The organism is Limnochorda sp. L945t (assembly GCF_035593305.1).
Lineage (GTDB): Bacteria > Bacillota > Limnochordia > Limnochordales > Geochordaceae > Carboxydichorda > Carboxydichorda subterranea.
Genome location: NZ_CP141615.1, coordinates 1,503,578 through 1,517,750 on the forward strand (window position 1 = coordinate 1,503,578; position 14,173 = coordinate 1,517,750).

The following is a 14,173-nucleotide window of genomic DNA, read 5'->3' on the forward strand; positions in this document are numbered from 1 at the left end:
CCCGCCCTACACGGCCCTGCGCTGCACCGCCTCCATCGAAGGGCCTCGAGCAGCCAGGAGGGTAACCAGGCCCACAGCCAGCCCGGCTGCGTTCACCCCGAGGTTTGGGTGCATCAGGAGCAGCCCCGCAAGCCCCGCAGCCATCCGCGCGGCTGCTGACATGGGCCGGGTGGAGTAGCCGACGTTACCCACGGCCATGAACCAGATGGCCACCGCGGTGGCAACCAGCCTCGTGGCGATCATATACACGGCGCTCGCTGCCGGAGCCGTCTCCAGCACGGGGACGATGAGCAGGGCCGTACCGGAGTACGAGAGGATGAACAGAAAGCCGATGACGTACTTGGGAAGCGCCACCAGGGCTGCCCGCACCCCGGTGCGGATGGGGTCGGTCTCCATGACGGAGGCGGCTGCATACGCCGACAGCGCCACGGGCGGCGTGATGTCCGCCAGCACGGCGTAGTAGAAGAGGAACATGTGCGTGGCCAGCACCGCCGCCTTTTCCGGTATGCCGTTGGACACGGCCATGCCGATGATGGCCGGCGCGGTGAGCGCCGAAGCCAGGGTGTACGTCGCAACCGGCGGGACGCCCATCCCCAGCAGGAGCGAGAAGCCCGCCGCAAACAGCGTGGCCAGCAGCAGGCTGTGCCCGGAAACCTGGGTGAGCAGCAGCGAAAACTTCGAGGGTAGGCCCGTCAACACCATCATGGCCATGATGATATTGGCCGCCACCACGGCGCCGGCAGTCGGGATGAGCCCCTCGAACCCCTTGCCCAAAGCCCCCGCCGCGGCCCTGAGCGCCGGCCGTGTCTCGGGGGAAAGGTAAGCGATGGCGATGCTGAGGAAGACGGCAAAGGTGACTGCCAGGTCCACCGAGAAGCCGCGGACAATCATGTAGACGATGAGCACGATGGGCAAGAAGACGTACAACCGGCGTGCCACATAGGCCCACCCGTAGACGTTCTCCACGCTGACGGGGCGCAGGCCCGCTTTCTTGACGTATTGCTCGTTGTAGAGGAGAATGGCCAGGATGTACAACAGCGCCGGGATGATGGACATGATGACCACGGTGAGGTAACGGATGCCGAGCAGCTCCACCATCAAGAAAGCGGCTGATCCCAGCACGGGCGGCGTGATGAGAGCGACCGTGCCTGCGGTGGCCACAATGCCGCCCGCGGCCTCCCGGTCATATCCTGCCTGGTCGTAAAGAGGCCGGGTGAGGGTAGCGACGAACTGCGTGTCGGCCGCGCCCGATCCCGAAAACATCCCCATCAGAAGCGACAGCAGCGCCGTCGTGCGGCCCGGGCCCGCGGGGCTGCGCCCCACCGCGACTAGCGCCATGTTGGCTAGGATCTTTCCGATGCCCAGGCTGGACAGCACCCCGCCGAGGATGGTGAAGTAGACGAGGTACTTCGCCGAGATGCCCGTGATCTGGCCGAACAGCGCCGCCTCCGTCTCCACGTAAATCTTGCCGAGCAGGAAGTCCACGCCGAACCCGGCGTGCCCGAGGGCGCCCGGCACGTAGGCCCCGAAGACGTTGTAGAGCATGAAGACGAGCACCAAAACGGGCATCACCGGGCCGATGAAGCGAAAGACGAGCCCGAGCACCAGCACCGCGAGCGACCATCCCATGGCAAGGTCCCACGTGGTGGGGACCACGGCCCGGTAGATGAGCGCCTCATAGTCGAACACCATGTAGAGGTATGGCAGGGCCGCCAGCGCGGCCGCAACCAGGTCGAGCCACCGCACCCGCCGGTCCTTCAGGACCGCCGCCATGCTCACGACCCAGCTCAGCACGGCAAGGCCGGACTCGGCCGGGCGGTACTCCATCGCCCCCAGCAGCAGGATCAGAGGGCTCGCCGAGAGCGCTGCCATCAACAGCCCGCCGGCCCTCCGCCCGCCGCTTTGGGCGGGCCTCATGAAGGCGATGAGATAGCCCGCTGTAACCACGAGCCACACGTGCGTCGCGCGCGAGAGCTGCGTCAGGTCCAGCACGGGGATCCGGAAGTGATTGAGCAGCGGGTTGAACGGGTGTAGGACCAGGTACAGGTGGTACAGCGCGGCCGCCACCAGAAACGCCGACGTTAGCCTCCGAACCAGCGCGTCGCCCACTTGGATCGCACCTCCAGGCATCCGTGACGGACTTGGTACCGGTGGGTGCCAAGCCTCACGTCTACCCCGACTTCGGAGCAGATGCTCAGCTCACGCGCCCGCTCGCCTGCAAGCCTCCGGCCCAGCTCGTAGAGGCCTGCGGTGTAGTACTCCTCGGCCGCAGCGTCGGTGCGGACAGTGAAGTCGTAAAGCGCACCGCAGACCCGAAACTGGATTGTGACGGGTGAGCCGGTGACGGAGTTGACGAAGTCCATCTCACCGGAAGCGCCGCACGGCAGCACCACCCTATGCCGGGCGCTGCCGTCGCTCACCTCCAGTGCGGTGAGGCCCGCGGCCGCGAAGGTCACAAGAGCCAGCGCGGCCACGAGGTCTCTCCAGGCCGCCAGGAAAGCCCCCCGGCCCCTCACTTACTTCTTGACGGCGCCGATTTCCCGGAAATACCGAAGCGCCCCCTCGCTGTACGGGATGGTTCCGCCCAGGTACATGGCGGCGTTGGCCACCGTGGTGTCCCGGGCCGGCGGCACCGCCCTCACCAGTTCGTCGAGGTGCTCGAACACCGCCTTGGTGATCGCGTAGGTGACCTCCTCCGGGGTGTCCTTGTGGCAAACGAACATGTTCCAGAAGGCAAGGGTCGGCGTTGCCTCCCGGGTGCCGTACACCGAGGCGTCAACCCTAGCCGGGGCTGCAAGCCCCGGAAAGCGCACGGCGAACTGCCTGGCCAGGTCGTCGGGCACCGGGACCAGGCGCAGATGCCGGCTGCGGCGGCTCAGCGTCGTGCCGAGTTCAACCACCGAAGCGGTCGGAAGCCCGCCCGACCAGAAGTAGGCGCTGATGCTCCCGTCCGCCAGCGCCTGGGCGCTCTCGCTGGCTCCGAGGCGTTCCCACTTCGCGAAGTCCCGGGCCGGATCGACCCCGGCCACCTCCAGCACCAGCAGCGCCTCTACCTCGGTGCCGCTTCCCGGCGCGCCCGTGGAGACCCGCTTGCCCTTGAGGTCGCTCAGGCTCTTGATTCCAGTGTCGTCGGCGGTCACGATGTGCAGGTGGTTCGGGTACATGGCCCACAGGATCGAAATGGGCGCGGGCTTGGACGCGAAGCGTTCATGGCGGCTCGTGTACGCCAGGTAGGCGGAGTCCGGCAGCACGGTGGCGCAGTAGACGGTGCCCCGCGCCAGGTCGGTGCGGTCCCGGATCAGCAGCAGGTCGTCGATGGATGCCGCCGTCTGGATGGCTGTACCCGACAGGTTGGCGTACCGGGAGATCAGCTCCGCGACGGCGGTACCGTAGTAGTAATAAACCCCGCCGATCCCACCGGTGGCCACCACCACGTTGTACCGGCCCGCCGCAGCCAGAGCCGCGAGACTTCCCGTAAGCGATGTCACAAGAACCAGGCTCAGGACAACGACCAGGAACGCCCGGACTTGCCTGCGATCCCAGCTGCCGCTCATAGTGGCCCTCCTCTGACCCGCAGGATGAGTGGAACGTTATTGAGTACCGTTATGCTGTGCAGGCCCGATCTCCTTTGCCAGCCGGTAGAGACCGCTATCAAGAGTCTTCCCGCCAGGCAGGACCCGCGGCGGCTTCGTGGAAGCCACTCGCTGCACGCTGTCGGAAGCGAGGTGACCCCGCCGTGCCCGGGCCGTTGGAAGGGATCAAGGTGCTGGACCTGAGCCGCGTCCTTGCCGGGCCGTACTGCACCCAGATCCTGGCCGACCTGGGCGCGACCGTTTGGAAGATCGAGCCTCCCTGGGGCGACGAGACCCGTGGCTGGGGCCCGCCGTTCGTCCAGGGAGAGAGCGCTTACTACCTTTCCGTCAACCGCGGTAAGAAGAGCGTCGCCGTCAACCTCAAGGAACCCCGCGGCGCCGCCATCGTCCGCGAGCTCGCGCGCCGGGCCGACGTCCTCGTGGAGAACTACAAGGCGGGCGACCTCGCCCGCTTCGGGCTCGGCTACGCCGCCGTTTCGGCCGAGAACCCCCGCATCGTCTACGTCTCCATCACGGGCTTCGGCCAGACCGGCCCTCGCGGCGCCGAACCCGGGTACGACATAGCGCTCCAGGGCATGACGGGCATCATGAGCATCACCGGCGACCCCGCCGGCCCCCCGACCAAGGTGGGAGTCGCCTGGATCGACGTGATGACGGGCATGATGGCGGCCGTGGGCATCCTGGCGGCCCTCCACGAGCGGGCCGGGAGCGGCCGGGGCCAGCACCTGGACCTGGCGCTGTTCGACGTGGGCCTGGCGGCCATGGCCAACCTGGCGCAGAGCTACCTGGTGACCGGTTCGCCGCCCCGCCGGATCGGCAACGCGCACCCGCAGATCGTTCCCTACCAGGTCTTCGAGGCAAGCGACGGCTGGATCATCCTGGCCGTCGGCAATGACCAGCAGTACCGCCGCACCTGCGAGGCCATCGGGCACCCGGAGCTGTGGGGAGACCCGCGCTTTCAGACCAACGCCGGGCGCGTGCAGCACCGGGGTGAACTGGTGCCGCGCCTTGCCGAGATCTTTCGCACTCGCCCCCGGGCCGACTGGGTGGAACGGCTCGGAGCCGCCGGCGTGCCCGTCGCCCCCGTCAACGACCTGGCCGAGGCGTTTACCGATTCCCAGGCCGAGGCGCGGGGATCGGTGTGGAAGCTGGCGCACCCCGTCATCGGCACCCTTGCCGTCGTGGCAAGCCCCCTGCAGCACCTCTCCCGCACGCCGGCCGCGCCGGGTGGGCACCCGCCGCTCTTGGGTGAACATACCCGGGAGGTGCTCCAGGAGGTTCTGGGGCTCACCCCGGCCGATGTGCACCAGCTCGCCGTGTCCGGGGTGGTGGCGGTCAGCTCCGCTCCCAGCTCCTGATGCCCGGCCGGCCGTTTACGGCTTCACGGTGGCTGTCCCGGCCTCTCGCATCGGGAGCCGTGCTACAATCTCTCCGGGCAGGGGCGCCTGCCCGGGTACGGACGCCGGAGGTCAGCCATGCCATCCTCGAGCACCGTGGTTAGCGCCCCCATGCCTCCGTCCGAGGCGGCGCGCCGGTGGTTGCTGCTGGCGGTCGCCACGCTGCAGCAGGCGGGGCTCACGTTCGTGCGTTTCGGCCTGCCGACCGTCGCCCCGTTCATCCGGGCAGACCTGGGCCTTTCGCTTACCCAGACGGGCGTCGTGCTGGGGGCGTTCGACCTCGGCGCGCTCGTGGCGTTTTATGCCACGGGGGTCGCCACGGACCGGTTCGGGGAGCGCCGGGTCATGGCGCTCGGAGCTTGGTTCACGGGGCTCCTGGCGGCGGCTTCGGCGGCGGCGCCCGGCATGCGGGAACTGGCGATCGTCCTGGCCCTGGCCGGGGCCGGGTTCCCGTCGAGCCAGGTGGCCGGCAGCCATGCCGTGATGGGGTGGTTTCACGCTCGGGAACGGGGCGTCGCCATGGGCGTGCGCCAGGCGGGGCTCCCGCTGGGAGGGCTTGCGGGCGCCCTGGTGCTGCCCTGGGTTGCCGCCTCCGCCGGCTGGCGCCTGGCCATGGTGGTGGCGGGGGCAGGCTGCATCCTCGCCGGCCTGGCCACCTTCCTGGCTCTTCCGGACGGCGAACCGGCCGCCCACTCCGGCGCCGTTGCCCGCCCTGGGCTTCCCCTCCACCGTGAGCCTTCCCCCGTGCGCGCCTTGCCCGCAGGCGGTTTCCTCCAGGCGCCCCGCCAATTCTTACGCGACCGGGCGCTGGTTGCCACCACGCTGATGGCCTGCCTGCTGGCGGCAAGCCAGTTTAGCCTGACGGGCTACCTGCCCCTCTACATGGTGGACGTCTTCCGTTGGGACCGGCAGGCCGCCTCCCGGCTCCTCCTCGTCGTCCACGCCGGTGGCATCGCCGGGCGGCTGCTGTGGGGCTGGGTGTCGGACCGTCGCTTCCACGGCGACCGGGTCGCCCCGCTGGTCACCGTCTCCTTGAGCGGAGCGCTGGGTGCCGCGCTCATCGCCGCGCTCGCCCTCGCGCCGCTCCCGCCGGCCGCCGTGGCGGGATCCGCCCTGCTGGCAGGGCTCACCCTCCTGGGCTGGAATGGCCTGTACATCACGCTGATCTCCGAGCTTTCGGGCCCGGCCTCGGCCGTGATGCTGGGCATCAGCATGACCGTCCTCTACGTCTGGACCATGCTCTCGCCGCCGGGCTTCGGTTGGCTCGTGGAACGGCTTGGCTCCTACCCCGCGGCCTGGACAGCGCTGGTTGCCATCCAGCTCATGGCCGCCGTGGCCGCGACGGCCGCAGGCTCCTTCGCCCCCGCCCGGCGTGCCGGCGCCCCCCATCGCCTCCGCCCGAGGGTGGGAGGTGGCCGCTAGGTCCTGCTTCGAGCGTCATCAAACTTACCCCGGGCTGTCGACCGCTCCGCCCCGGCACGGCAAGGGACGAAAGCCCTCCGAAGATCCTGCCCTGCCCCCGCCGCATCCGCGGGGCCTGGGCTTCCTGGCGCAGACGCTACCCGACCGGGCCCGATCCATCGAAGTCCACGTCTGCGGCTACAACAAGGAAAGAAGCCCCCGCACCGTCCGGCTCGACGTGAGCGGCTTCGAGCCCGAAGACCACGGGCTTCGCCGGATCCTGAGCGAAACGAGCACCCCGGACCGCCTCCACTCGAGGGTAGACGTTGCCCGGGGCTTCGAAGTGCCGGCTTTGGCCGCCGTCTCGGTGCAGCTGCCGGAAACCCGCGCCGCCGCCGCGCCCGCCACCGGCCCCGCCGCCGCCCCGGCCGCCGGCCAGGGCCAGGCCCAGGAACTGCCGCCCGGACTCGTGCGGTTCGGCCCCGCCCCGGCCCGCTACGTGCGGCTCCAGCTGCTCGAACGCCCGAAGCAGCGGGGTACGGCCTACGGCCACTCGGTGTGGACGGCCGGGTCGTTCTCCCTGTGGAAAACCGAAGTGTTGGCCCCATGGAAAGGGTAACCGGGTCAGGGTGACCGGGTCAGGCGAGCGGGCCCGATCCTTTTTTAGTGGGCGAGCCTCGACCTGGGCCTGCCGGCTGCAGGAGAGTTTGCCTTATCGTCGTAGGGGAAACCCCGAGCGAGAGGACGGGCAGCGCATGAGCGGCGGGGCAAGACAGGCAGGGATGGAAGAGGCGAAGCGCCTCCTGCCGACCACCCGCCTGAGCATCACCGAGGTGTGCTTCGAGGTGGGTATTCGAGCCTCGGCACGTTCGTTGCCCGGTTCTCCCGTATGCTCGGCGTACACCCGGTCTGTTCCGGACCCCCTTGCCGCCGCTGCTCCGAGGCCGTTCGTCGCGGGCTCCCGGACGCCTGCGACGGCGCATCGCACCCTGGTTTGCCGAGGAGCAGCGTTCCGGCAGGATGCGCGCCATCGACCCGGAGCTTGCTGCCCGGGTGTTTCCGGGGGCCCTCTCGATGGCGTTCGTTTCGCTGTGGGCGGTCGGGGCGGAGCTCATGCAGCTAGCGATTGAGGCAGAGGGGCTGGTACGGCGCTTCGGGCAGGTCACGGCGCTGGACGGCCTGTCACTCGAGGTGGAGCATGGAGTCACCTTCGGGCTCATCGGGCCCAACGGCGCCGGTAAGACCACATTCATACGCATGGTGGTGGGGCTCGATCGGCCGCAGGCGGGACAGGTGCGGGTGCTGGGCCGCACCATGCCCGATCCCGTCGTGCTGGCGGAGATCGGCTACATGCCGCAGGCGGACGCGCTCTACCCCGACCTCACGGCCCTGGAAAACCTGGCCTTCTTCGGCGCCATCTTCGGCCTTACAGGTGCCACCCTGCGAGAGCGTATGGACGAGGTACTCGCCCTGGTGGGCCTGTCCGCTGTCGCCGGACGGCTGGTGGAGCACTTCAGCGGCGGCATGCGGCGACGGCTGTCGCTCGCCGCGGCCCTGCTGCACCGCCCGGCCCTGCTCGTGCTGGATGAGCCGACGGTCGGCGTCGACCCGGAGTTGCGGCAGGCGTTTTGGGAACATTTCGCGACCCTGGCCCGGCAGGGCACGACGGTGCTCGTCTCGACCCACCACATGGACGAGGCGCGGCGTTGCGGGCGCCTCGCGCTGATGCGGGCCGGCCGGGTGCTGGCGTGCGGGACGCCGGCGCAACTCCTGCGGCGGGCGGGCACGGACGACATGGAGGAGGCGTTCTTGCGCTTTGCGGCCGGCAGTGCAGCCGGGGAAGAGGTATCCGGGGAAGGGTCGCCCGGGAGAGAGGTGCGGGGGCCAGGGAGGAATGGGCGATGAACGTGAGCTCAACCTCGGGAACGAGTCATCCGCCCGGCGGGTGGGGGGCGAGCCTGCGGCGGACTCAGGCTGTCGCCGTGCGGGTGATGCGCCAGTTGTGGCGAGACAGACGAACCCTGGCCCTCATGTTTGTCATCCCCGTGTTACTCATGTTGTTGATAACGTACCTGCTCGAAGGCCCGTCGGAAGCGCCCACGGTGGCCGTCGTGGCGCCCACCCAACGGCTCGCCGGCTGGGCGGTTCAGCACCTCGTCCGTCCGGCCGCCGGAGACAGGTGGACGGTCATCGACGCCGGGGCCGATGATCCCGAGACGGTCGTGCGGGCAGGACGGGCGTCTGCCGTGCTGGTGGTGCCCGGCGACCTGCTGAGCGCGCCACTGCAGGGGCGGGCCCCTTCGTTCGAGGTGGTGGTCGAAGGGGCGGAGTATGGCACCACCGGCCGCATCCTCAGTGACCTGCGGGCCGTGCTCCCCGCCATGGCCGGCCGTGTGGGGGCCATGGCGCTGGGGCCGTTGGGCGCGGCTGCCGGGACGGGGGGCCCAACCGCAGCCCCAGGCACGGGCCTGCCGTTTCGGGTGCGCTATGTGTACGGCGGTCCCGGGATGAAGCTGACCGATCACCTGGCGCCCGGGCTTCTTGCATACCTGGCGTTTTTCTTCGTCTTCCTGCTGACGGCCGCCGCTTTCCTGCGAGAACGCCAGCGTGGGACCCTCGTGCGCATGCCGACGTCGCCGCTCCGGCCCGGCGAGGTGGTGGCCGGGTACATGGCAGGGTTCAGCCTGCTGGCGCTTGCTCAGGCGGCGGTGGTGGTCGCGGTGGTGGTGTGGGGGCTTGGCGTGCAGTACCGGGGGAGCCTTGCGTGGGTCGTGGTCGTGGAGCTCCTGGTGACCCTCGGAGCGTCGAGCCTGGGGATCTTCCTCTCCACTTTCGCCCGAAACGAGCTGCAGGTGATGCAGTTCATCCCGCTCGTCATCATCCCCCAGGCGCTTTTGTGCGGGCTCATCGTGAGCGTGCAACTGCTGCCGGGTCTGCTGCGGCTGCTGGCGTACATCATGCCACTCACCTACGCGACGACCGCCCTTACCGACGTCATGATCCGGGGTCTGGGAGGCAAGGCCATCTGGGCTCATCTGGCGGCACTCGCCGCCTTTGCGGCCGTCTTCGTGGTGCTCGCCGCGAGGGCCGTGCGGCGGGTGTGAGCCGGGCCCCGGCTGAAGACGCTCTTGTTGAAGACGCTCTTATCGTTGACAACGCTCGTATCCTTCGTCACACGCGATCATGCCTCCCTGGATGCAAGGCACTTTCCCCGTTGGCCCTCTTCACCCGCAGCGGCTTCAGGGCGACGGCGCTTCCCGCGATTCCCGCGCCGGCTCCCCCAGCGGGTAGCGGTTGAGGAGCGAGGCGCCGACCAGTGCGATGAGGGCGGCGACGGGGCTCACGAGCTGCACGCCGAGCGGGCGGTCGGCGGTGTCGCCCAGGTATTCCAAGAGCAGCCCGAGCACCAAGCCCGACAGGGCGATGACTGCCTGGTTGATGACCCCTTGCACCGCGAAGTACATGCCCTCTCGCTGCTCTCCCGTTCGGGCGGCATCATCACGGGCAATCTCCGCTACCATCACGTTGGGCAGGGTGAGCAGCGCCCCGAATCCGAAGCCGGCCACCGCCATCACGATGGCGCCCCGCACGAGGGCCGGGGCGACGGCGAAAAGATGAGCCGGGAAGAACAGGAGCGCCGCGACGGCCACCAGCAGCATCCCCAACTGGAACGTCCGCCGGGTGCCCAGCCGCCGGCTCAGGCGGTTGAGCAGCGGCAGCGTGGCCAGTGCCACGACGATTCGAGTCCCGAGGCTCGTGACATTGCCGCCGAAGGCCCGGGGGGACGCAACGTCGCCGTCACAAGACCCTGGATAACGGGTGCAGCCGCGGCAAGCCTCGCCGCGGCGTGTCAAGGGACAGTGACTTTGTCACCCTTTCGCACGTTCATGGGGACCGAGATTATGTCATCCCGCTAAGTGTACAGAGCGGAGGAGCGTGGGACGCGCATGTCCTTGAAGGGCCGGCGCCACGGGTGCGTGGCTGGCGGGCGAGAGGTAGGGCGGGGCGATGGCGGCGGGGCCGTCACCGGTGTGGGGTTAGGCAGTGGTGGGGGCGTAACGACGTCCAGTTCCTGCAGGGTATAGACCTGGCCGGCATAGAGTGCGCGTCGCACGCCGTCCAGGCCGGTCAGTACGGTGACCGTCCGGCGGGGCGTCAGGGGCACCACGTGGCGGTGCGCATCCAGCAGCTGATAGGTCTTGCCCTGGAAGCTGATCGTGGAGCCGGCGGAGGCCTTGCGCGTCTCCCGCAAGGCCAGGATAGTGAGAAGCTCATGGGCATTGGGGGCAGGACGGAAGGCGGGCTGGGGGTCTTTCGGGGCGACCGCAAAGCGGCGGTTGAAGCGTTCGATGAACCCGGGCAGGAAGTGGTTGGCATCGTCCAGGGTGCGGACGCGGGCAATGCGCAGCTCGGTTACCAGGCGGCTTTGGAGGGTTTGCCAGAGGCGTTCGATGCGGCCTTTGGCTTGGGGGGAACGGGCCGGGATATGGACGATCCCGAGGGCCTGCAGGGCCTGACCGAACTGGGTCAGTGGGATCGTCTGGCCAGCCAGTTCCTCGTCGATGGACAGCCGGCCCTGCTTGGGGGAGAAGAACAGGGTGTGGCGGTCGGAGTAGAGGCGCACGGGCACGCCGTGGTGCTGGAGGATCTGGCGGAGGACCTGGAGATAGCCCATCAGTTGCTCGGTGAGGAGAAACCAAAGGCCCAGAATCTGACTGGTGGCATCGTCGATGGCCCCATGCAAGCAGAGGTGAGGACCGCGGTCTTCCAGCCAGGCAAACGGGCTGGCGTCGACCTGGACCAAGGCGCCGGCTTGGGGCATCCGCTCCCGGGAGCGGCGCCGGCGGGCCGCTTTGTGGGTATGGGCCAAGGGAATCCCGGCCGCCTTGAGGATGCGGGCGATGGTCTTGGCACTGAGATGGACCTGATGGTACTCGGCCAGGAGTTCGGCCATGTGCTGGCAGCTCGCATCCCGGTAGACATCCAGCGCCAGACCCAGGACGGTTTGGCGCACGGCGTCGGGGACCGCATGGCTGGGTCGGCGGCCGCGGTTTTTGTGGGCCAGGATGGCAGCCCCGTGCTGGGCGAAGGCGTGCTTGAGACGTAGGACATGGCGTTCGGACAGTCCGAGGGCTTGAGCTCCTTCCCATACCGTGATCTCGCCTTTGAGCAGACGCTCGAGCACGGGAATGCGCTGGGCCTCGTCGGGACGCAAGAAGACGTCACCCTTCATGGGGACGAGACATTCGCCAGGGCGGGCGTCGGCCCCGGGGGGCACCCCCCGGGGCCCCACCCCGGGCCCCCTCCGGTCATCAGGGGAGTGACAAAATCTCAGTCCCGTTCACGGGGTGACATTATCACTGTCCGGCGACACAAGCCTCGCCGCGGCGTTGCAGGCCCAGCCGGGCTTCTGGTATACTGGGCTGCGCGCAAAACTGCATAGAGCACTGGCCGTAGGCCCGCTGGGGGAGCCCGGATGACCGGGCTGAGAGGGGGGTGGATTCACCCCGACCCCTCGAACCTGATCAGGGTCATGCCTGCGTAGGGAAGCGGGAAAACGGAGCCGCACGTCAGTCGCCGCTCGTGCCGTCGCCGGTGCGAGCATCCTTCGTCGAGTTTCATCGCTCTCGTCCCCCGCCGCTCTCCGCTCGCCAGCGCCCTCGTGATGCCCCAGGGTCTCCGACCGGCGCTTGCGAGGAGGTCGACGGACGTGCCCCCCACGGGTAGGACTCCTGCGGACACGACCCCCATCGACACAGCGCCGAGGCGCGATGCACCGGCCCCAGGCGTGCCTGCCATCGATGCGCCGGCCACGGCGGCTTCTACCACCATCGCCCCCCTTCCCGCGAGTCGAAAGGTTTACGTGCAGGGTTCCCGACAGGACCTCCGGGTCCCCTTTCGCGAGGTGACGCTCACGCCGGAGCCGACCGGGAAAGGACCGACCGGTGACGGCCCGACGGTCGAGCCCCCGCTCCGGCTCTACGATACGACGGGCCCGTACACCGACCCCGCCTTTCGCCCGGATCCGCGCCGGGGGCTTCCTGAGCTGCGCCGCTCCTGGATCCGCGAGCGGGCCGACGTCGAGGAGTACCGGGGACGGCCGTACCGCCCGGAAGACGACGGCTTGCGCCCTGGTGATCCCCATATGGCCCACACCCGCTGGCCGGGGCCGGAGCGTCCTCCGCTGCGGGCCCGACCCGGCAGGGCCGTGACGCAGATGCACTACGCTCGGCGAGGGCTCGTCACCCCCGAGATGGAGTTCGTCGCGCTCCGCGAAGGCGTCGACCCCGAACTGGTGCGCCGGGAGGTGGCCGCCGGGCGGGCGATCATCCCCTGCAACGTGAACCACCCGGAGCTGGAACCGATGATCATCGGCCGGGCCTTCCACGTCAAAGTGAACGCCAACATCGGCAACTCGGTCATCTCGTCCTCCATCGAGGGCGAACTGGAGAAGCTCCTCTGGGCGATCCGCTGGGGCACCGACACGGTCATGGATCTGTCGACGGGTAGGGCCATCCATTCCACCCGCGAGTGGATCCTGCGCAACGCGCCCGTGCCGGTGGGGACCGTGCCGATCTATCAAGCCCTGGACAGAGTGGGTGGACGGCCCGAGGCGCTCACATGGGAGGCAGTGAGGGAGACGCTCATCGAACAGGCCGAGCTGGGGGTAGACTACTGGACCATTCATGCGGGAATACTGCTCCGTTACATCCCTCTCGCTGCCTCGCGGGTAACCGGCATCGTCTCGCGGGGCGGCTCCATCCTGGCGGCCTGGTGTTTGGCCCACCACCAGGAAAATTTCCTCTACGCCCACTTCGACGAGATCTGCGAAATCGCCCGGGTGTACGACGTGGCGTTGTCGCTCGGTGATGCCCTGCGGCCCGGCTCCATCGCTGACGCCAACGACGCGGCTCAGTTCGCGGAGCTGCGCACGCTGGGCGAACTGACGGAGCGAGCGTGGCGGCACGACGTGCAGGTGATGATCGAGGGCCCAGGGCACGTCCCCATGCACCTCATCCAGCAGAACGTCGACTTGGAGCGGGAGATCTGCCACGATGCGCCGTTTTACACGCTGGGTCCCCTCACGACCGACGTCGCGCCGGGCTACGATCACATCACGTCTGCCATCGGCGCGGCCATGATCGGGTGGTACGGCGCAGCGATGCTGTGCTACGTGACGCCGAAAGAGCACCTCGGATTGCCGGACAAGGACGACGTCCGCGAGGGTGTGATCGCCTACAAGATCGCCGCCCACGCAGCCGACGTGGCCAAAGGTCATCCTCGAGCTCGCCAGTGGGACGACGCGCTCTCCCGGGCTCGCTACGCGTTCCGCTGGACGGATCAGTTCAACCTGGCCCTCGACCCGGAGCGCGCCCGGGCCTACCACGACGAGACGCTGCCGTCGGATGCGGCCAAAGTGGCGCACTTTTGCTCCATGTGTGGCCCGAAGTTTTGCAGCATGCAGATCAGCCACGAGTTGCACGAGTTCTCCAGACGACGCGGACTGACTCTGGAAGAGGCCGTGGAACACGGGCTACAGGAGAAAGCCTTGGAGTTTCGGGCACGGGCCGAGTGACGAGGTGCCGTATCGTTCGAGCAAGGCAAGGGACGAGGGTACGAAGCAAGCACCGCCCCGGGAGGGGCGGTCATGAACGGCCACGAGGGGTGCGGCCGCCTGCAGTGGGCGGTCGCTGAGAGGGGCGCTCGAGGCGCCCCAACCCTTCGAACCTGATCTGGGTCATACCAGCGTAGGGACGTGGGCCGGTCGGTACGAGGACACGT

The 14,173-nt window shown here is 68.8% G+C and carries 11 protein-coding genes and 2 riboswitches; of the genes, 6 read left to right on the forward strand and 5 right to left on the reverse strand.

What is annotated here, in order from left to right; genetic code table 11:
• Positions 1–6: 6 nt before the first annotated feature.
• The 3 genes from U7230_RS07135 to U7230_RS07145 are packed head-to-tail and all read right to left on the reverse strand — an operon-like array spanning position 7 to position 3,554.
• Positions 7–2,109: a TRAP transporter permease gene (locus U7230_RS07135; RefSeq protein ID WP_324718030.1), complete on the reverse strand. Its 2,103-nt coding sequence runs from the start codon at positions 2,107–2,109 to the stop codon at positions 7–9.
• Positions 2,082–2,516 (reverse strand): hypothetical protein, encoded by a 435-nt coding sequence (locus tag U7230_RS07140; protein ID WP_324718031.1) that lies wholly within the window; start codon positions 2,514–2,516, stop codon positions 2,082–2,084. Before U7230_RS07140 ends, U7230_RS07135 begins: the two co-directional genes overlap by 28 nt.
• Entirely contained in the window at positions 2,517–3,554 is a 1,038-nt protein-coding gene (locus U7230_RS07145) for a TAXI family TRAP transporter solute-binding subunit (RefSeq protein ID WP_324718032.1), read from the reverse strand.
• Between the two features lie 182 nt (positions 3,555–3,736).
• Between U7230_RS07145 and U7230_RS07150 the strand changes: the two genes are divergently transcribed.
• From U7230_RS07150 to U7230_RS07170, 5 genes are all read left to right on the forward strand, one after another.
• Positions 3,737–4,951, forward strand: coding sequence for a CaiB/BaiF CoA transferase family protein (locus U7230_RS07150; protein ID WP_324718033.1), 1,215 nt, complete (start codon positions 3,737–3,739; stop codon positions 4,949–4,951).
• Between the two features lie 117 nt (positions 4,952–5,068).
• On the forward strand, positions 5,069–6,412 hold the full coding sequence (locus U7230_RS07155) for an MFS transporter (protein WP_324718034.1): 1,344 nt from the start codon (positions 5,069–5,071) through the stop codon (positions 6,410–6,412).
• The gene (locus tag U7230_RS07160; RefSeq protein WP_324718035.1) at positions 6,402–7,010 is read left to right on the forward strand and encodes a hypothetical protein; all 609 of its coding nucleotides are present in this window, start codon (positions 6,402–6,404) and stop codon (positions 7,008–7,010) included. The genes U7230_RS07155 and U7230_RS07160 overlap by 11 nt, the downstream gene beginning before the upstream one ends.
• Before the next feature lie 305 nt (positions 7,011–7,315).
• The gene (locus U7230_RS07165; protein WP_324718036.1) at positions 7,316–8,296 is read left to right on the forward strand and encodes an ABC transporter ATP-binding protein; all 981 of its coding nucleotides are present in this window, start codon (positions 7,316–7,318) and stop codon (positions 8,294–8,296) included.
• Positions 8,293–9,495 (forward strand): ABC transporter permease, encoded by a 1,203-nt coding sequence (locus tag U7230_RS07170; protein ID WP_324718037.1) that lies wholly within the window; start codon positions 8,293–8,295, stop codon positions 9,493–9,495. Before U7230_RS07165 ends, U7230_RS07170 begins: the two co-directional genes overlap by 4 nt.
• 135 nt (positions 9,496–9,630) lie before the next feature.
• Here U7230_RS07170 and U7230_RS07175 read toward each other — a convergent pair whose 3' ends face one another.
• Both U7230_RS07175 and U7230_RS07180 read right to left on the reverse strand, forming a co-directional pair.
• The gene (locus U7230_RS07175; protein WP_324718038.1) at positions 9,631–10,125 is read right to left on the reverse strand and encodes an MFS transporter; all 495 of its coding nucleotides are present in this window, start codon (positions 10,123–10,125) and stop codon (positions 9,631–9,633) included.
• A 179-nt stretch (positions 10,126–10,304) separates the two neighbouring features.
• A complete protein-coding gene (locus U7230_RS07180) occupies positions 10,305–11,624 on the reverse strand; it encodes an ISNCY family transposase (protein WP_324718039.1) in 1,320 nt (439 codons plus the stop codon).
• 221 nt (positions 11,625–11,845) lie between these two features.
• A riboswitch (TPP riboswitch) is annotated at positions 11,846–11,956 on the forward strand.
• A gap of 145 nt (positions 11,957–12,101) precedes the next feature.
• On the opposite strand from U7230_RS07180, the gene thiC reads away from it, so the two are divergent.
• The gene (gene thiC, locus U7230_RS07185; RefSeq protein ID WP_404980586.1) at positions 12,102–13,967 is read left to right on the forward strand and encodes a phosphomethylpyrimidine synthase ThiC; all 1,866 of its coding nucleotides are present in this window, start codon (positions 12,102–12,104) and stop codon (positions 13,965–13,967) included.
• A 75-nt stretch (positions 13,968–14,042) separates the two neighbouring features.
• Positions 14,043–14,163, forward strand: a riboswitch (TPP riboswitch).
• Positions 14,164–14,173 lie beyond the last annotated feature (10 nt).